Raw genomic sequence first — 17,882 nt, 5'->3', positions numbered from 1 at the left:
GTTTGGAAATAAAAATGCCCGGTGATGCAATGTTCACCGGGCATTGGGGAGTTTGTAGCCAGTCGGTCAGCCAGGCTGACCGACTGGTTTTACACCGCGGTCTGGAAGATCACGCCATCAGCTTTTTCAGTGTACTGATCCAGCTGGTTGAAGTTCAGATAGCGATAGGTATCTTCCGCTGTCTTATCCACCTGCGCCACGAAGGTCTGGTACTCTTCCGGCGTCGGCAGTTTACCGAGCAGAGAAGCCACCGCTGCCAGCTCGGCAGAGGCCAGATAGACGTTAGCGCCGGTACCTAAACGGTTCGGGAAGTTACGGGTAGAGGTGGAAACCACCGTCGCACCGTCGGCGACGCGCGCCTGGTTACCCATACACAGGGAACAGCCAGGGATTTCGATACGCGCCCCGCTCTTACCAAATACGCTGTAGTAACCTTCTTCGGTCAGCTGCGCGGCGTCCATACGGGTTGGCGGCGCCACCCACAGGCGAGTCGGCAACTGGCCTTTGTGGCTGTCCAGCAGCTTACCGGCGGCACGGAAGTGGCCGATGTTGGTCATGCAGGAGCCGATGAACACTTCGTCGATTTTCTCGCCCTGTACGTCAGACAGCAGGCGGGCATCGTCCGGATCGTTCGGCGCGCACAGAATCGGCTCTTTGATATCCGCCAGATCGATGTCGATCACTGCCGCGTATTCCGCGTCAGCATCGGCTTCCAGCAGCTGCGGATCCGCCAGCCATTTCTCCATGCCCTGGATACGACGCTCCAGGGTACGGCGGTCGCCGTAGCCTTCGGCGATCATCCACTTCAGCAGGACGATGTTGGAGTTCAGATACTCAACGATCGGCTCTTTGTTCAGCTTGATGGTGCAACCTGCAGCAGAACGTTCAGCGGAGGCATCGGTCAGCTCGAACGCCTGCTCCACTTTCAGATCCGGCAGACCTTCAATCTCAAGGATGCGGCCAGAGAAGATGTTTTTCTTACCTTTCTTCTCAACGGTCAGCAGGCCCTGCTTGATGGCGTACAGCGGGATCGCGTGGACCAGGTCGCGCAGCGTAATGCCCGGCTGCATTTTACCTTTGAAACGCACCAGCACCGATTCCGGCATATCCAGCGGCATCACGCCGGTCGCGGCGGCGAAGGCCACCAGACCAGAGCCCGCCGGGAAGGAGATACCGATGGGGAAACGGGTGTGGGAGTCGCCGCCGGTGCCCACGGTATCCGGCAGCAGCATGCGGTTCAGCCAGGAGTGGATCACGCCATCGCCCGGACGCAGCGAGACGCCGCCGCGGTTCATAATGAAGTCCGGCAGAGTATGATGCGTGGTGACGTCAACCGGCTTCGGATAGGCCGCAGTGTGGCAGAAGGACTGCATCACCAGGTCAGCGGAGAAGCCCAGGCACGCCAGGTCTTTCAGTTCATCACGGGTCATTGGACCGGTGGTGTCCTGAGAACCGACGGAGGTCATTTTCGGCTCGCAGTAGGCGCCCGGGCGGATACCGGCAACGCCGCAGGCGCGGCCAACCATTTTCTGCGCCAGCGAGAAGCCGCGGGTGCTTTCCGCTACGTCTTTCGCCTGACGGAAGACATCGCTGTGCGGCAGACCCAGCGCTTCACGTGCTTTGGTGGTCAGGCCGCGACCGATGATCAGCGGGATACGGCCGCCGGCACGGACTTCGTCGATCAGCACATCGGTTTTCAGCTCGAAGCTGGCCAGCAGTTCGTTGGTCTCGTGATTACGCACTTCGCCTTTGAACGGGTAAACGTCGATGACGTCGCCCATGTTCAGGTTTGACACATCCACTTCGATAGGCAGCGCGCCCGCATCTTCCATGGTGTTGAAGAAGATTGGCGCGATTTTGCCGCCCAGGCACAGGCCGCCGCCGCGCTTGTTCGGCACGTTCGGGATATCGTCGCCCATAAACCACAGCACCGAGTTGGTGGCCGATTTACGTGAAGAGCCGGTCCCGACCACATCGCCGACGTAGGCCAGCGGGTAGCCTTTCTGCTGCAGGGCTTCGATCTGTTTGATCGGGCCAACCACGCCCGGCTGATCCGGTTCAATGCCTTCGCGGGCGTTTTTCAGCATCGCCAGGGCGTGCAGCGGGATATCCGGACGCGACCAGGCATCCGGCGCCGGAGACAGGTCATCAGTGTTCGTTTCGCCAGTGACCTTGAAAACGGTAACGGTGATTTTCTCTGCCAGCTGCGGGCGGTTCAGGAACCACTCAGCGTCGGCCCAGGATTGCATAACCTGTTTAGCGTGCTCGTTACCCGCTTTCGCTTTCTCTTCCACGTCGTAGAAGTTATCGAACATCAGCAGAGTATGGGACAGCGCTTTCGCGGCAATCGGCGCCAGTTTCGCGTCGTCCAGGGCATCGATCAGCGGGTGGATATTGTAACCGCCCTGCATGGTGCCCAGCAGTTCAACGGCTTTTTCAGGGGTAACCAGGGGGGAGGTCGTTTCGCCTTTGGCGATCGCGGCAAGGAATCCAGCTTTAACATAGGCGGCTTCGTCGACGCCCGGCGGTACACGGTTAATCAGCAGGTCTAACAGGAATTCTTCTTCGCCCGCAGGCGGGTTTTTCAGCAGTTCTACCAGCGCGGCCATTTGGGTTGCATCTAAGGGTTTGGCAACAATCCCCATGGCGGCACGCTCAGCTACGTGCTTACGGTATTCTTCTAGCACGACGGTTCTCCTCGCTTCTCATTGTCATAATGCGGCCTACACCTCTTCAATCAATCTGCTTCGGTATTGGCAGTTTGCCGCCTTGACGCATCTTGAAGGATTTAGTGGCTGGGCGATTTTCTTCACGCTCCTGTGAGACAGCAGTTTGTAGGGTAAATGCCCGATACCGCGTCGGCAGCATAGCAGGATTTTTGAAAGGTGTTAATCTGTTTACAAAAAAGCAACATTAAAATTTAGCTGAATCGTTAAGGGCAGGATATTGCAGGCTTTCTGTTCAAATCCCGCGACAAAAATTCCTTTCCGCGTACAACGCCATGGGCCGATCCCAACAATCATCAATAAAAAGCCATACCGCTTACTTATACTCAGCAAACGCGCCGTTTTCGCCGATACTTTAGCGAGATGGGTTACTTTTTGGGTCAGGAGCTTCTATGTCACTGCCGTTCAAACCCCATATTATCGCCCTGCTCTGTAGCGCTGGCTTACTCGCGGCGGCGGGAACACTCTATGTGCAAAGCCGTACTCCAGAGACGGTCACTCAGCCGACGGCGCAGCCTGCGCCAGCGCCAACGCCAGCCGCACCCGCCGCCGCGCAGCCGGTGGCCGCCACCTACACCCAGGCGCAGATTGACCAGTGGGTTGCCCCCATCGCGCTCTACCCGGACAGTCTGCTGTCGCAGGTGCTGATGGCTTCCACCTACCCGGACAACGTCATGCAGGCGGTGCAGTGGTCCCAGGATAACCCCACCATGAAAGGGGATCCCGCCGTTCAGGCTGTTGCCAGCCAGCCATGGGATCCCAGCGTCAAATCGCTTGTCGCTTTCCCTGCCCTGCTGGCGATGATGGGCGAGAATCCGCCCTGGGTGGAAAATCTGGGTAATGCGTTTTTGGCCCAGCCGCATGATGTGATGGACTCGGTACAGCGCCTGCGTGCCATCGCCCAGGAGACAGGGACGCTGAAATCCACGCCGCAGCAAAAAGTGATTGTCGCCGCAGCGGCGCCTGTGCCGGCCACCACTTCGAAAAGCAGCACCGTATCAACGTCAAGCACTACCGCGGCGGCGCCTGCGCCGACGCAGGTCATAAAAATAGAACCGACCGACCCGCAGGTGGTCTATGTTCCCAACTACAACCCCTCCACCGTCTATGGTACCTGGCCGAACAGCGCCTATCCTCCGGTCTATCTGCCGCCCCCTCCCGGGGAGCAGTTTACCGATAGCTTCGTCAAAGGCTTCGGTTACAGCCTGGGCGTGGCGACCACCTGGGCGCTGTTCAGCAGCATCGACTGGGATGATGATGATGACTACCACCATCACGATGACGACTACCACCGCGGGGAATACTCGCATAATGGCGATAACATCAATATCAATGTGAATAATTTTAACCGCATTACCGGACAAAACCTGCCGGGCGACCACGTAAACTGGCAGCACAATCCCGCCTATCGCGGTCACGTGCCATACCCCGATAATACCGTCGCCCAGCGCTTTCATCAGACCAACGTATCCGGCGGACTGAGCGCGACCCAGCATGCGCCGGTCGATCGTGAGGCGCAGCGCCAGGCGGCAATGACCCAGCTTCAGCAGCGCAGCGCGTCGACCGCCATGGCAGGCAACCTGGCGGCAAACACTCCCTCGCGCGATGCCCAGCGTCAGGCGGCCTCGGCGCAGTTGAAACAAGCCACCCAGCGCAGCAACTACCGCGGTTACGACAGCGCGCCGACATCAACCCAGCAGCGTCGAGACGCGGCGAAAGCGCAGTTGAAAAACCCGACGCCGCAGCAACAGCAGCGTAGGGAAACCATTAAGAACCACGAGCAGAATGCTACACCGCAGCAGCAACAGCGCCGGCAGCAGCTCCATTCCGCCACGCCCGCCCAGCGTCAGCAGACGGTCAATCATCTGCGCGCCAGCGCCCTTAGCGGCAACGAAAGCCGCGCCCCCTCCTGGCAAGCGCAGCAGGAACGGGGACGACAGAGTCGTCAGTTTTCCAGCGTAAACCGCGAGCAGCGCGACGGCGCCAGAGAGCGTCTTTCTGAACACCATGAACTACGCCGCCGCTGAGGATGAGCAGAATGAGAAACCCATTACCTATTGCCCTGTTCACGTTAATACTGTCACCGCTTGCCGCCTTCGCCCAGCAACAATATGCCACCCCCGAGCAGGCCGCGAGCGCGCTGGCCGAGGCGATCGGCCAGCAAAATGACGCGGCGCTGAGCGAGGTGCTTGGCGATAACTGGCAGCATTTTTTACCCCCCGACGGGATCGACCCCACTGCCGTCGACCGCTTCCAGCGCGACTGGCAGGTGAAACATGTGATTGTGCAGCAGGGTGATAACGCCTGGCTCGACGTTGGTAGCGAAGCATGGCGCCTGCCCGTCCCCATCGTCAAATCATCCCAGGGCTGGCGCTTTGATATGGCCGCTGGCGAAGAGGAGATCCTCACCCGCGCTATCGGCCGTAATGAACTGTCGGCAATAGCCGCCATGCACGCCTACGTTGACGCCCAGCAGGATTACTATCAACTGAACCACCGCTGGGCGCAGAAAATCATCAGTAGCGAAGGCAAAAAAGATGGTCTGTACTGGCCCACCTCGCCGGGCGAAGCGCCAAGTCCGCTTGGGCCCGCCTTTAGCCCGACGGTACCCGGCAGCGGCTACCATGGCTACCGCTTCCGCATTATCACCGGTAGAGATGAGCAGAGCGTCGCCTTGCTGGCATGGCCGGTGGCGTGGGGGGAAACCGGCGTGATGAGCTTTATGATCGATCAGCACGATACGGTTTATCAGGCCAATCTCGGTGAAGAGAGTGCGGCAAAGGCCCAGGCGATAACGCGCTTTGCCCCCGACGCTGACGCCGGCTGGCAGGTGGTCAAGCCATAAAAAAACGCCCGGTTACGTATACGCAACCGGGCGTTTTCATTCACTTAGCCCTGGTGGGGCATCAGAGACGGATCGCCGGCAAAGGCTGGTTTCGTACTGGACAATGCCGCTTCGTCAGCGCTGATGCTGCCGGAATTCGCCGCCCATACCCCTTCACTGGTCTTCGTCACCTGCTGATGCTGGGCATTCAGATCCTGGCCCATCGCCGCGATATGGGTCGTTTCCGTGCCGCCGCTGTTATCCGCCCATGGAATCGTGGCGTCAGCCGCGCAGGCTACACCGGATAAGCACGTTGCTGCGACCAGCGCACTGGTTAAAAAGCGTTTCATCACACACCTCATCGATATCGTTAACTACCTATAAGTTTACTGAGTGACTATTTACAAAGTATGTATGAGGTGTAGCGGTTTATGAATAGCGACATAGTTCTAAACATCAGGCATAAAAAAAGCGGCTCCGGGAGCCGCTTATGCTTTTTGCCTGAAAGAAAAAGTTACTTTTTCTTCGCTTTGGCGTTCGGCAGGTCGGTGATGCTGCCTTCGAAGACTTCTGCCGCCAGGCCAACAGACTCGTGCAGAGTCGGGTGAGCGTGGATAGTCAGCGCGATGTCTTCAGCGTCACAGCCCATTTCGATAGCCAGGCCGATCTCACCCAGCAGCTCGCCGCCGTTGGTGCCGACAATCGCGCCGCCGATAACACGGTGGGTCTCTTTGTCGAAGATCAGTTTGGTCATACCGTCTGCGCAGTCGGAAGCGATAGCACGGCCGGAAGCCGCCCACGGGAAGGTGGCGGTTTCGTAGCTGATGCCTTTCTCTTTCGCTTCTTTCTCAGTCAGGCCGACCCATGCCACTTCTGGCTCAGTGTAGGCGATGGACGGGATCACTTTCGGATCGAAGTAGTGTTTCAGGCCGGAGATAACTTCTGCGGCAACGTGACCTTCGTGGACGCCTTTGTGCGCCAGCATCGGCTGACCGACGATATCGCCGATAGCAAAGATGTGCGGCACGTTGGTGCGCATTTGTTTGTCAACGCGGATGAAGCCACGATCGTCCACTTCCACGCCCGCTTTGCCTGCGTCGAGGTTTTTACCGTTCGGTACGCGGCCGATAGCCACCAGTACGGCGTCGTAACGCTGTGCTTCCGCTGGCGCTTTTTTGCCTTCCATGGAAACGTAAATACCGTCTTCTTTCGCTTCAACGGCAGTCACTTTGGTTTCCAGCATCAGGTTGAATTTCTTGCTGATGCGTTTAGTGAAGACTTTCACCACGTCTTTATCGGCCGCCGGGATAACCTGGTCGAACATTTCAACCACGTCAATCTCTGAACCCAGCGCATGGTATACGGTACCCATTTCCAGACCGATGATACCGCCGCCCATGACCAGCATGCGTTTCGGTACGGATTTCAGCTCCAGGGCGTCGGTGGAGTCCCATACGCGCGGATCTTCATGCGGGATAAATGGCAGTTGAATCGGACGGGAACCCGCCGCGATGATGGCGTTGTCGAAGTTGATCACGGTTTTGCCGTTTTCGCCTTCCACTTCCAGGGTGTTAGCGCCGGTGAATTTACCCAGACCGTTAACCACCTTCACTTTACGCCCTTTGGCCATGCCAGCCAGACCACCGGTCAGCTGAGTGATGACTTTTTCTTTCCAGGTGCGGATCTTGTCAATGTCAGTTTTCGGTTCGCCGAAAACGATGCCGTGTTCGGCCAGCGCTTTCGCTTCTTCGATAACTTTTGCCACGTGCAGCAGCGCTTTAGAAGGGATACAACCCACGTTCAGGCACACCCCACCGAGGGTGCTGTAACGTTCTACGATGACGGTTTCCAGACCTAAATCAGCGCAACGGAAAGCTGCAGAGTAGCCTGCAGGACCTGCCCCAAGTACCACGACCTGAGTTTTGATTTCAGTACTCATCATGACCTCTGTAATTTATATCCGGCGGGTCTGACGCTATTATTCTTACGCCCAAGTCCACCGGGACGTTCTATCCGCGTGTATTTTACAAAATTGTTAACAATTTTTAAACAACAAACGGCAAACGATTTTGTCCTTTGTTGCTGATAATCCCAAACAGCCTGAGGTTATCAGAAAAAAGCCGGCCGTCAGGCCGGCTTTTTCGATTACATCACCAGGCGGCGAATGTCGCTCAGGGTGTTGTTGATGATGGTAATGAAGCGGGCACCATCAGCACCGTCGATCACGCGGTGGTCGAAGGACAGAGAGATCGGCAGCATCAGACGCGGCACGAACTCTTTACCATTCCATACCGGCTCCATCGCGGACTTAGACACGCCGAGGATGGCCACTTCCGGCGCGTTAACAATCGGCGCGAAGTGGGTCGTACCCAGGCCGCCGATGCTGGAGATGGTGAAGCAACCGCCCTGCATTTCTCCCGCCGTCAGTTTGCCATCGCGCGCTTTCTTCGAGATGGTGGTCAGTTCGCGAGACAGCTCGGTGATGCTCTTCTTGTTCACGTCTTTAAAGACCGGAACCACCAGACCGTTCGGGGTATCAACCGCCACACCGATGTTGATGTATTTCTTCAGCGTCAGGCGCTGACCATCTTCGGAGAGCGAGCTGTTGAAGCGCGGCATCTGCTCGAGCGCAGCGGCCACGGCTTTCATGATGAAGACAACCGGGGTGAATTTCACGTCCAGTTTACGCTTCTCAGCTTCGGCGTTCTGCTGCTTACGGAACGCTTCCAGATCGGTGATATCGGTTTTATCGAAGTGGGTAACGTGCGGGATCATGACCCAGTTACGGCTCAGGTTAGCACCAGAGATTTTCTGGATACGGCCCAGCTCCACTTCTTCGATTTCGCCGAACTTGCTGAAGTCAACCTTCGGCCATGGCAGCATGCCCGGGATACCGCCGCCAGCGGCAGCCGCCGGTGCGGATTCAGCGCGTTTAACGGCTTCTTTCACGTAGGCCTGAACGTCTTCGCGCAGGATACGACCTTTACGGCCGGTGCCTTTCACTTTCGCCAGGTTAACGCCGAACTCGCGCGCCAGGCGGCGAATCAGCGGAGTCGCGTGAACGTAAGCATCGTTTTCAGCGAATTCGGTTTTGCCTTCTGCTTTCGCAGCCGGCGCCGCGGCAGGCTTAGCGGCCTGAGCCGGCGCAGCAGCCGGTGCCGGTGCAGCAGCCTGAGCCGGAGCGGCGGCAGGCGCAGCGCCTTCCACTTCGAAGACCATGATCAGGGAGCCGGTTTTGACTTTATCGCCGGTGCTGATTTTGATCTCTTTGACGGTGCCCGCGAACGGCGCCGGCACTTCCATAGACGCTTTGTCGCCTTCGACGGTGATCAGGGACTGCTCTGCAGCCACTTTATCGCCGACTTTCACCATCACTTCGGTGACTTCAACTTCGTCGCCGCCGATATCCGGGACGTTAACGTCTTTCGCGCCGGCAGCAGCAGCCGGTGCCGCGGCAGCCGGAGCGGCAGCCTGTGCCGGAGCGGCCGCAGGCGCAGCGCCCGCGACTTCGAAGATCATGATCAGGGAGCCGGTGGACACTTTATCGCCGGTGTTGATTTTGATCTCTTTCACGGTACCCGCGAACGGCGCTGGCACTTCCATAGAGGCCTTATCGCCTTCTACGGTGATCAGGGATTGCTCAGCGGCGATGGTGTCGCCCACTTTAACCATGATCTCGGTGACTTCAACTTCATCGCCGCCGATATCCGGGACGTGCACTTCTTTCGCTGCCGCGGCGGCGGCTGGCGCAGCAGCGGCCGGAGCGGCTTCTTTCTTCTCTTCCTGCGCAGGTGCAGCGGCTGCTGCACCCTCGGCGGAATCGAAAATCATAATCAGTTTGCCAGTCTCGGTTTTGTCGCCGACGGAGACTTTAATCTCTTTTACGACGCCAGCCTGCGGAGACGGGACTTCCATAGAGGCTTTATCGCCTTCTACGGTGATCAGCGACTGTTCAGCTTCTACTTTGTCGCCAACTTTGACCAGGATCTCGGTGATTTCAACTTCATCAGCCCCGATGTCCGGTACTTTGATTTCGATAGCCATTATTCTTTTACCTCTTACGCCAGACGCGGGTTAACTTTTTCTGCATCGATGTCGAATTTCGCGATAGCGTCAGCGACCACTTTCTTATCGATTTCACCACGTTTAGCCAGTTCGCCCAGCGCTGCAACGACCACATAGGAAGCATCAACTTCGAAGTGGTGACGCAGGTTTTCACGGCTGTCGGAACGACCGAAGCCATCGGTACCCAGTACGCGGTAATCGTCAGCCGGTACGTAAGTACGAACCTGCTCGGCGAACAGTTTCATATAGTCAGTGGATGCCACAGCCGGAGCGTCGTTCATCACCTGAGCGATGTACGGCACGCGCGGGGTTTCCAGCGGGTGCAGCATGTTCCAGCGTTCGCAATCCTGGCCATCACGCGCCAGTTCGGTGAAGGAGGTGACGCTGTACACGTCAGAGCCCACGCCGTAGTCTTTCGCCAGGATCTGCGCTGCTTCACGGACGTGACGCAGGATAGAACCGGAGCCCAGCAGCTGAACTTTACCTTTGCTACCTTCGATGGTTTCGAGTTTGTAGATACCTTTACGGATACCTTCCTCGGCGCCTTCCGGCATCGCCGGCATGTGGTAGTTTTCGTTCAGGGTCGTGATGTAGTAGTAAACGTTCTCTTGTTTCTCACCGTACATACGCTCCAGGCCGTCATGCATGATGACCGCCACTTCGTAGGCGTAGGACGGATCGTAAGAGATACAGTTCGGGATAGTCAGAGACTGAATATGGCTGTGGCCATCTTCGTGCTGCAGACCTTCGCCGTTCAGCGTCGTACGACCGGAAGTACCACCGATCAGGAAGCCGCGAGCCTGCTGGTCGCCTGCCTGCCAGCACAGGTCGCCGATACGCTGGAACCCGAACATCGAGTAGTAGATGTAGAACGGGATCATCGGCAGGTTGTTGGTGCTGTAAGAGGTCGCCGCAGCCAGCCAGGATGCGCCTGCGCCCAGCTCGTTGATCCCTTCCTGCAGGATCTGGCCTTTTTCGTCTTCTTTGTAGTAAGCAACCTGCTCACGGTCCTGCGGGGTGTACTGCTGACCGTTCGGGCTGTAGATACCGATCTGACGGAACAGACCTTCCATACCGAAAGTACGCGCTTCGTCGGCGATAATCGGCACGAGGCGGTCTTTGATGGATTTGTTCTTCAGCATCACGTTCAGGGCACGAACGAACGCGATAGTGGTAGAGATCTCTTTATTCTGCTCTTCCAGCAGCGGGCGGAAATCTTCCAGCGTCGGCAGCTCCAGCTTCTCAGTGAAGTTCGGCTGACGGCTCGGCAGATAGCCGTGCAGTTTCTGACGCTGAGCGTGCAGATAGGTGTGCTCTTCGGAACCTTCCGGGAAGGTTACGTACGGCAGTTTTTCCAGATCGGCATCGGCAACCGGCACGTTGAAACGATCGCGGACGTAGCGAACGCCGTCCATGTTCATTTTCTTAACCTGGTGAGCGATGTTCTTACCTTCAGCAGTATCACCCATGCCGTAACCTTTGATGGTATGGGCGAGGATGACGGTCGCTTTGCCTTTGGTTTCCTGCGCTTTCTTCAGTGCAGCGTAAACTTTCTTCGGATCGTGGCCGCCGCGGTTCAGAGCCCAAATCTGCTCGTCAGTCCAGTCGGCAACCAGCGCGGCGGTCTCCGGATATTTACCGAAGAAGTGCTCGCGCACATAAGCGCCGTCTTTGGATTTGAAGGTCTGGTAGTCACCGTCAACGGTTTCTTCCATCAGCTGAATCAGCTTACCGCTGGTGTCTTTACGCAGCAGCTCATCCCAACGACCGCCCCAGATAACCTTGATAACGTTCCAGCCAGCGCCCGCGAAGATGCCTTCCAGTTCGTTAATGATTTTGCCGTTACCGGTGACCGGGCCATCAAGACGCTGCAGGTTACAGTTGATAACGAAGACCAGGTTGTCCAGCTTCTCACGGGTCGCGATGGTGATCGCGCCTTTAGATTCCGGCTCGTCCATCTCACCGTCGCCCAGGAACGCGTAAACGGTTTGTTTGGAGGTGTCTTTCAGACCACGGTGTTCCAGATATTTCAGGAATTTAGCCTGATAAATCGCCCCGATTGGGCCCAGGCCCATAGAAACGGTCGGGAACTGCCAGAATTCCGGCATCAGTTTCGGGTGCGGATAAGAGGACAGACCTTTACCGTGAACTTCCTGACGGAAGTTGTTCATCTGCTCTTCAGTCAGACGACCTTCCAGGAAAGCACGCGCATAAACGCCCGGAGAGATGTGACCCTGGAAGTACACCAGGTCGCCGCCATCCTGCTCATTGCGTGCGCGGAAGAAGTGGTTGAAGCACACTTCGTAGAAGGTGGCGGAAGACTGGAAAGAAGCCATGTGGCCGCCCAGTTCGAGATCTTTTTTCGATGCGCGCAGAACGGTCATGATGGCGTTCCAGCGGATCGCAGAACGGATACGACGTTCCAGATCCAGATTACCCGGATATTCCGGTTCATCTTCAACGGCAATAGTGTTTACGTAACCGCCGGTCGATGCGCCAGCAGCCACTTTCACCCCGCCTTTGCGGGCTTCAGAAAGGAGTTGGTCAATAAGATACTGAGCGCGCTCAACACCTTCTTCACGGATGACCGATTCGATCGCCTGTAGCCAGTCGCGAGTTTCGATCGGATCCACGTCATTTGGTAAACGTTCTGACATGGGGGGTATTCCTTATCTATCTAATCGTTGATTAATCTGGAACCTGTCCCATTGAACTCTTCGTTCTTCACCTTTGAACAACCAAAAATTCAATAAGACAGGTTCTGCGTTTAGTTGCCGCGCTCTAAAAATGGCGCTTAAGAACCGGAGTTCTCGTCCTTTCGTTGCTGTAAACGACGCAGCGAGCGTTCTCTACGACTCTGCTCACGGCTACGGTCCAGCAAAATTTCCTCAATGAACGCCAGGTGACGGTGCGACGCCTCACGCGCCTGCTCCGGCTCCCCGGCCATTATCGCCTCGAAAATGCGAGTGCGATGGTTGCTGACCAACGGGAGCATTTCCCGGCGGGCATACAGCAATTCAAAGTTCTGACGCACGTTTTGCGCCAGCATCGGCTCCATACACCTTAGCAGATGGAGCAAAACCACATTGTGTGCCGCCTCGGTGACGGCGATTTGGTACTGGACGACGGCGCCGGACTCGGCGTCCAGATCGCCCGACTGCTGAGCCCGCTCAATAGCCTGATGCAGCTCGCGGATACGGTCGCGATCTTCATCATTGCTGCGCAGCGCCGCGTAATAAGCCGCAATGCCTTCCAGCGCGTGACGGGTCTCAAGCAGATCGAATTGGGATTCAGGGTGATCGGACAGCAGCTCGACCAGCGGATCGCTGAAGCTCTGCCACAGGCGGCTCTGTACAAACGTTCCACCTCCCTGACGACGAAGCAACAGGCCCTTGGCTTCGAGGCGTTGAATCGCCTCACGCAGCGAGGGGCGGGAAACGTCGAACTGTTTAGCCAGTTCGCGTTCAGGCGGGAGTTTTTCACCGGGGCGCAAGGTCCCCTCAAGGATCAGAAACTCCAGCTGCTGCTCTATCACATCGGATAATTTTGGTTGGCGGATTTTGCTGTAGGCCATATTCCCTGTCTCTGCCATTAGCCCGGAGTCAATTGGTCTTACCAATTTAAAGTTCGTAGCGCTAAAGTAACAAAGTATTCACCTTCTGTCCATACAGGTTTTGATTGAAATCAGTAAACCACGGACATTTTAACAACCTTACAGAAATAACATTTCAGAAATGTAACCTTGCACAAATGTTACGTTTACTCATAAAGAGGTAGCATTAACTTAATGGAAACGAAAAATTACGCTATCTGAACCGATTCAACGACCAGATAAGTGAATATAAAGTCAGTAAATACGAATAAATAACCAAATGAGAACAATGCGTCGGAATAATACTGAATGTGTCTATTGATGTCTTTTTAAACACATGGTCATCATCCCTTCATAAAGCAGGTGCATTCAAGCGCGCTTACCACTATTCTCCCTGAGACGAAAGGCCTTTTTCTGAATTACTGCACCGCCTTCCGTAAACAAAACAATACAGAAACGGAAGTCGAAAAATACACAAACACAACAATATGTGCGCGCCATCACTCAGGTAAAAAGTGGGCCACTTCGCCCAAATTTTCGCTGGCTATGCTTTCTGGCAGGGACAGCAGTGAAGCAGCAACCTGACGGATGACGTACACAAAAAATAACCACACACGAGGTTTCATATGGAAGGTCAACAGCACGGCGATCGGCTGAAGCGCGGCCTCAAAAACCGCCATATCCAGCTCATCGCGCTGGGCGGGGCTATCGGCACCGGCCTGTTTCTGGGGAGCGCGTCCGTCATTCAGTCCGCCGGCCCGGGTATCATTCTTGGTTACGCGATTGCCGGTTTTATCGCCTTTCTGATCATGCGTCAGCTGGGCGAAATGGTGGTGGAAGAGCCGGTAGCCGGTTCGTTTAGCCACTTTGCTTATAAATACTGGGGCGGCTTTGCCGGCTTCGCCTCCGGCTGGAACTACTGGGTGCTGTATGTCCTGGTGGCCATGGCGGAACTGACCGCCGTCGGCAAATATATCCAGTTCTGGTGGCCGGAAATCCCGACCTGGGCCTCAGCGGCGGTTTTCTTCATCGCCATCAACGCCATTAACCTGACCAACGTGAAAGTGTTCGGTGAAATGGAGTTCTGGTTTGCCATTATCAAAGTGGTCGCCGTCGTGGCGATGATTTTGTTCGGCGGCTGGCTGCTGTTCAGCGGCAACGGCGGCCCGCAGGCGACGGTACGTAACCTGTGGGATCAAGGCGGGTTCCTGCCACACGGCTTTACCGGGCTGGTGATGATGATGGCGATCATTATGTTCTCCTTCGGCGGTCTCGAGCTGGTGGGTATCACCGCGGCGGAAGCGGATAACCCGGAGCAAAGCATTCCGAAAGCCACCAACCAGGTTATCTACCGTATCCTGATCTTCTATGTTGGCTCGCTGGCGGTCCTGCTCTCGCTGCTGCCGTGGACGCGCGTGACCGCGGACACCAGTCCGTTCGTCCTGATTTTCCATGAGCTTGGCGATACGCTGGTGGCAAACGCCCTCAACGTGGTGGTGCTGACGGCCGCCCTGTCGGTGTATAACAGCTGCGTCTACTGCAACAGCCGTATGCTGTTCGGCCTTGCCCAGCAGGGGAACGCGCCGAAAGCGCTGCTCAGCGTCGACAAACGCGGCGTGCCGGTCAATACCATTCTCGTCTCCGCCGTGGTCACCGCCCTGTGCGTGCTGATCAACTACCTGGCGCCGGAATCCGCATTTGGCCTGCTGATGGCGCTGGTGGTCTCCGCCCTGGTGATCAACTGGGCGATGATCAGCCTCGCGCATATCAAATTCCGTCGCGCCAAACAGCAGCAGGGCGTCACCACCCGCTTCCCCGCCCTCTTCTACCCGCTGGGTAACTGGGTGTGCCTGCTGTTTATGGCCGCGGTGCTGATCATTATGCTGATGACCCCGGGGATGGCGATTTCCGTTTGGCTGATCCCGGTATGGATCGCAGTGCTGGGCGTGGGTTATCTGTTTAAACAGAAAGCCGCCGCCACCATAAAAGCACAATAATACATCTCATCAATAATTCTCTTTGCTCTGCGCCCCCTCCCTTAATAACGGGCGCAGAGCATTGTTATCTGCTTCACACTTTCCCTTCCATAGCTTATTTATCCATATCGTCAACGCGTTCCTGCAACGTAATTCTCTCGATAGCAGCCAATAATTCTCTCCATACTGCAACGGAGAGACCGCACATGGCAGACAATAGACTTTCAATAAAAGAAAAGATTGGTTATGGGATGGGGGATGCCGGATGCAATATCATCTTTGGTGCCATCATGCTGTTTGTTAACTATTTTTATACCGATATCTTCGGCCTGGCGCCAGCGCTGGTGGGCGTACTGCTGCTGTCGGTGCGCGTCATCGATGCGGTGACCGACCCGATCATGGGCGCCCTCGCCGACCGCACCCGCAGTAAATATGGTCGCTTTCGTCCATGGCTGCTGTGGATTGCCTTCCCCTACGCCCTGTTCAGCGTGCTGATGTTCACCACTCCTGAGTGGACCTATAACAGCAAAGTCATCTATGCGTTTGTTACCTACTTTCTGCTGTCGATTACCTATACCGCGATTAATATACCCTACTGCTCGCTGGGAACGGTGATGACCGCCGACCCGAAAGAACGTGTTGCCTGCCAGTCCTATCGTTTCGTGATGGTGGGTATCGCCACGCTGCTGCTGTCATTGACGCTGCTGCCCATGGCCGACTGGTTCGGCGGCGCCGATAAAGCGAAAGGCTATCAGATGGCGATGACCGTGCTGGCCTTTATCGGCATGTGTATGTTCCTGTTCTGCTTCGCCACCGTGCGCGAACGCATCCACCCGGCGGTGCAGACCAATGATGAACTGAAAAAAGATCTCAAAGACGTGTGGAAAAATGACCAGTGGGTACGCATCCTGCTGCTCACGCTATGCAACGTCTGTCCGGGCTTTATCCGCATGGCCGCCACCATGTACTACGTTACCTGGGTGATGGGGCAAAGCACCCATTTTGCCACGCTGTTTATCAGCCTCGGCGTGGTCGGGATGATGATTGGCAGTATGTTGGCAAAAGTCCTCACCGACCGCTGGTGCAAACTGCAGGTCTTCTTCTGGACCAACATCGTGCTGGCGATCTTCTCCTGCGCCTTCTATTTCTTTAATCCGCACGCCACCACGCTGATTATGGTGCTCTACTTCCTGCTCAATATCCTGCATCAGATCCCCTCCCCGCTGCACTGGTCGCTGATGTCCGATGTTGACGACTACGGCGAGTGGAAAACCGGCAAGCGCATCACCGGTATTAGCTTCTCCGGCAATCTGTTTTTCCTTAAAGTCGGCCTGGCGGTCGCCGGGGCGATGGTCGGATTCCTGCTGTCATGGTACGGCTACGACGCCGGCGCCAAAGCGCAAAGCGCCTCGGCCCTCAACGGCATCGTGCTGCTGTTCTCGGTCATCCCCGGCGTCGGCTACCTGATCACCGCCGGCGTGGTGCGCCTGCTTAAAGTTGACCGCACCCTGATGCGCCAGATTCAGAGCGATTTAGAGAAGCGCCGCAGCAACTACAGCGAGCTGAATGAATACCAGGAACTGAAAACCAGTGAACACGTAAGGAAAGCCTGATGAACAACTGGCCAAACCCCTTTATTGAGCAGCGCGCAGATCCCTTTATTCTGCGCCACCTGAATCATTACTACTTTATTGCCTCAGTGCCGGAATACGACCGGCTGGAGATCCGGCGCGCGGCAACCCTTGAGGGGTTGCGCGATGCTGAGCCGGTAGTGGTGTGGCGCGCACCGCAAAGCGGGCCGATGAGCCAGCTGATTTGGGCGCCGGAGCTACATGAGATAGACGGTAAGTGGTATATCTATTTTGCCGCCACCCATACCCACGATCTGGATGCGCTGGGCATGTTCCAGCATCGCATGTTCGTTATCGAGTGCGCCGACAGCGATCCGCTGACCGGCCGCTGGCAGGAAAAAGGCCAGGTGGTGACGCCTTTCGATACCTTCGCCCTCGATGCCACCACCTTTATCCATCAGGGCAAACGCTGGTACCTGTGGGCGCAAAAATCTCCGCATATCGAGGGCAACTCAAACCTGTATCTCGCTGAAATGGCCAACCCGTGGACGCTAAAAGGCGAGCCGGTCATGCTGAGCAAGCCGGAGTTCGACTGGGAGTGCCGGGGATTTAAGGTCAATGAAGGACCCGCGGTGCTGGTGCATGGCGATAAGCTTTTCATCAGCTATTCCGCCAGCGCCACCGATGAAAACTACTGCATGGGATTGCTCTGGATCGACCGGGAGGCCGATCCGCTGCAGCCGGAAAACTGGCATAAAGCCCCGCAGCCAGTGTTCCGGACCAGCTATGAAAACCGCCAGTATGGCCCGGGCCATAACAGTTTTACCCAAACGCCGGCGGGGGAAGATGTGCTGGTATATCACGCGCGGAATTACACCGAGATTGAAGGCGACCCGCTGTATGATCCCAATCGTCATACGCGGCTAAAACTCGTCGCCTGGAGAGAGGACGGCATGCCCGACTTCGGCATCCCGCCGGCGGATACGCTGTAGCGGTTCGGTATGCTGCCCGCGGGCGCGGATTTTCCTGGCCGGGTCAGGCGAAGCCGCCCCCCGGCAACATGACATGCACGGCGTCAGATATAGCGCCCGGCGGCGCTATTGCTTGCCGGCCTGCGTGGTGTGAGCC

General features: G+C 56.6%; 11 protein-coding genes. 5 read left to right on the top strand and 6 right to left on the bottom strand.

Annotated elements, in window-relative coordinates; genetic code table 11:
* Positions 1 to 89 precede the first annotated feature (89 nt).
* The gene (acnB, locus tag AC6CWS_RS05120; RefSeq protein ID WP_004204372.1) at positions 90 to 2,687 is read right to left on the bottom strand and encodes a bifunctional aconitate hydratase 2/2-methylisocitrate dehydratase; all 2,598 of its coding nucleotides are present in this window, start codon (positions 2,685 to 2,687) and stop codon (positions 90 to 92) included.
* 431 nt (positions 2,688 to 3,118) lie between these two features.
* Between acnB and AC6CWS_RS05115 the strand changes: the two genes are divergently transcribed.
* Positions 3,119 to 4,753, top strand: coding sequence for a DUF3300 domain-containing protein (locus AC6CWS_RS05115; RefSeq protein WP_080901685.1), 1,635 nt, complete (start codon positions 3,119 to 3,121; stop codon positions 4,751 to 4,753).
* An 11-nt stretch (positions 4,754 to 4,764) separates the two neighbouring features.
* A complete protein-coding gene (locus AC6CWS_RS05110) occupies positions 4,765 to 5,571 on the top strand; it encodes a DUF2950 family protein (protein ID WP_065882753.1) in 807 nt (268 codons plus the stop codon).
* Between the two features lie 44 nt (positions 5,572 to 5,615).
* Here the strand turns inward: AC6CWS_RS05110 and AC6CWS_RS05105 are convergent, their stop codons facing one another.
* From AC6CWS_RS05105 to pdhR, 5 genes are all read right to left on the bottom strand, one after another.
* The gene (locus AC6CWS_RS05105; RefSeq protein WP_044521032.1) at positions 5,616 to 5,900 is read right to left on the bottom strand and encodes a hypothetical protein; all 285 of its coding nucleotides are present in this window, start codon (positions 5,898 to 5,900) and stop codon (positions 5,616 to 5,618) included.
* 164 nt (positions 5,901 to 6,064) lie between these two features.
* Positions 6,065 to 7,489 carry a dihydrolipoyl dehydrogenase gene (gene lpdA / locus AC6CWS_RS05100; protein ID WP_002888731.1) on the bottom strand — a complete coding sequence of 475 codons (1,425 nt, stop codon included), beginning with the start codon at positions 7,487 to 7,489 and terminating at the stop codon, positions 6,065 to 6,067.
* 206 nt (positions 7,490 to 7,695) lie between these two features.
* Positions 7,696 to 9,594: a pyruvate dehydrogenase complex dihydrolipoyllysine-residue acetyltransferase gene (gene aceF / locus AC6CWS_RS05095; RefSeq protein ID WP_023291997.1), complete on the bottom strand. Its 1,899-nt coding sequence runs from the start codon at positions 9,592 to 9,594 to the stop codon at positions 7,696 to 7,698.
* 14 nt (positions 9,595 to 9,608) lie between these two features.
* On the bottom strand, positions 9,609 to 12,272 hold the full coding sequence (gene aceE / locus AC6CWS_RS05090) for a pyruvate dehydrogenase (acetyl-transferring), homodimeric type (protein ID WP_023291996.1): 2,664 nt from the start codon (positions 12,270 to 12,272) through the stop codon (positions 9,609 to 9,611).
* 137 nt (positions 12,273 to 12,409) lie between these two features.
* Positions 12,410 to 13,189: a pyruvate dehydrogenase complex transcriptional repressor PdhR gene (gene pdhR / locus AC6CWS_RS05085; RefSeq protein WP_002888699.1), complete on the bottom strand. Its 780-nt coding sequence runs from the start codon at positions 13,187 to 13,189 to the stop codon at positions 12,410 to 12,412.
* 644 nt (positions 13,190 to 13,833) lie between these two features.
* Between pdhR and aroP the strand changes: the two genes are divergently transcribed.
* The 3 genes from aroP to AC6CWS_RS05070 all read left to right on the top strand — a co-directional run bounded on the left by aroP (position 13,834) and on the right by AC6CWS_RS05070 (position 17,746).
* A complete protein-coding gene (gene aroP, locus AC6CWS_RS05080; protein ID WP_004204364.1) occupies positions 13,834 to 15,204 on the top strand; it encodes an aromatic amino acid transporter AroP in 1,371 nt (456 codons plus the stop codon).
* Positions 15,205 to 15,389: 185 nt separating this feature from the next.
* Entirely contained in the window at positions 15,390 to 16,796 is a 1,407-nt protein-coding gene (locus AC6CWS_RS05075; protein WP_017901173.1) for a glycoside-pentoside-hexuronide (GPH):cation symporter, read from the top strand.
* Positions 16,796 to 17,746: a glycoside hydrolase family 43 protein gene (locus AC6CWS_RS05070; protein ID WP_048296696.1), complete on the top strand. Its 951-nt coding sequence runs from the start codon at positions 16,796 to 16,798 to the stop codon at positions 17,744 to 17,746. The genes AC6CWS_RS05075 and AC6CWS_RS05070 overlap by 1 nt, the downstream gene beginning before the upstream one ends.
* Positions 17,747 to 17,882 lie beyond the last annotated feature (136 nt).

Source organism: Klebsiella sp. M041 (assembly GCF_059759695.1).
This window is presented reverse-complemented; position numbering and strand designations above follow the sequence as displayed.

Bases quoted from the DNA above. Each gene is read 5' to 3' on its own strand.
- AC6CWS_RS05115 (WP_080901685.1), top strand. From the start codon at position 3,119: ATGTCACTGCCGTTCAAACCCCATATTATCGCCCTGCTCTGTAGCGCT.
- AC6CWS_RS05110 (WP_065882753.1), top strand. From the start codon at position 4,765: ATGAGAAACCCATTACCTATTGCCCTGTTCACGTTAATACTGTCACCG.
- AC6CWS_RS05105 (WP_044521032.1), bottom strand. From the start codon at position 5,900: ATGAAACGCTTTTTAACCAGTGCGCTGGTCGCAGCAACGTGCTTATCC.
- lpdA (WP_002888731.1), bottom strand. From the start codon at position 7,489: ATGAGTACTGAAATCAAAACTCAGGTCGTGGTACTTGGGGCAGGTCCT.
- aceF (WP_023291997.1), bottom strand. From the start codon at position 9,594: ATGGCTATCGAAATCAAAGTACCGGACATCGGGGCTGATGAAGTTGAA.
- aceE (WP_023291996.1), bottom strand. From the start codon at position 12,272: ATGTCAGAACGTTTACCAAATGACGTGGATCCGATCGAAACTCGCGAC.
- pdhR (WP_002888699.1), bottom strand. From the start codon at position 13,189: ATGGCCTACAGCAAAATCCGCCAACCAAAATTATCCGATGTGATAGAG.
- aroP (WP_004204364.1), top strand. From the start codon at position 13,834: ATGGAAGGTCAACAGCACGGCGATCGGCTGAAGCGCGGCCTCAAAAAC.
- AC6CWS_RS05075 (WP_017901173.1), top strand. From the start codon at position 15,390: ATGGCAGACAATAGACTTTCAATAAAAGAAAAGATTGGTTATGGGATG.
- AC6CWS_RS05070 (WP_048296696.1), top strand. From the start codon at position 16,796: ATGAACAACTGGCCAAACCCCTTTATTGAGCAGCGCGCAGATCCCTTT.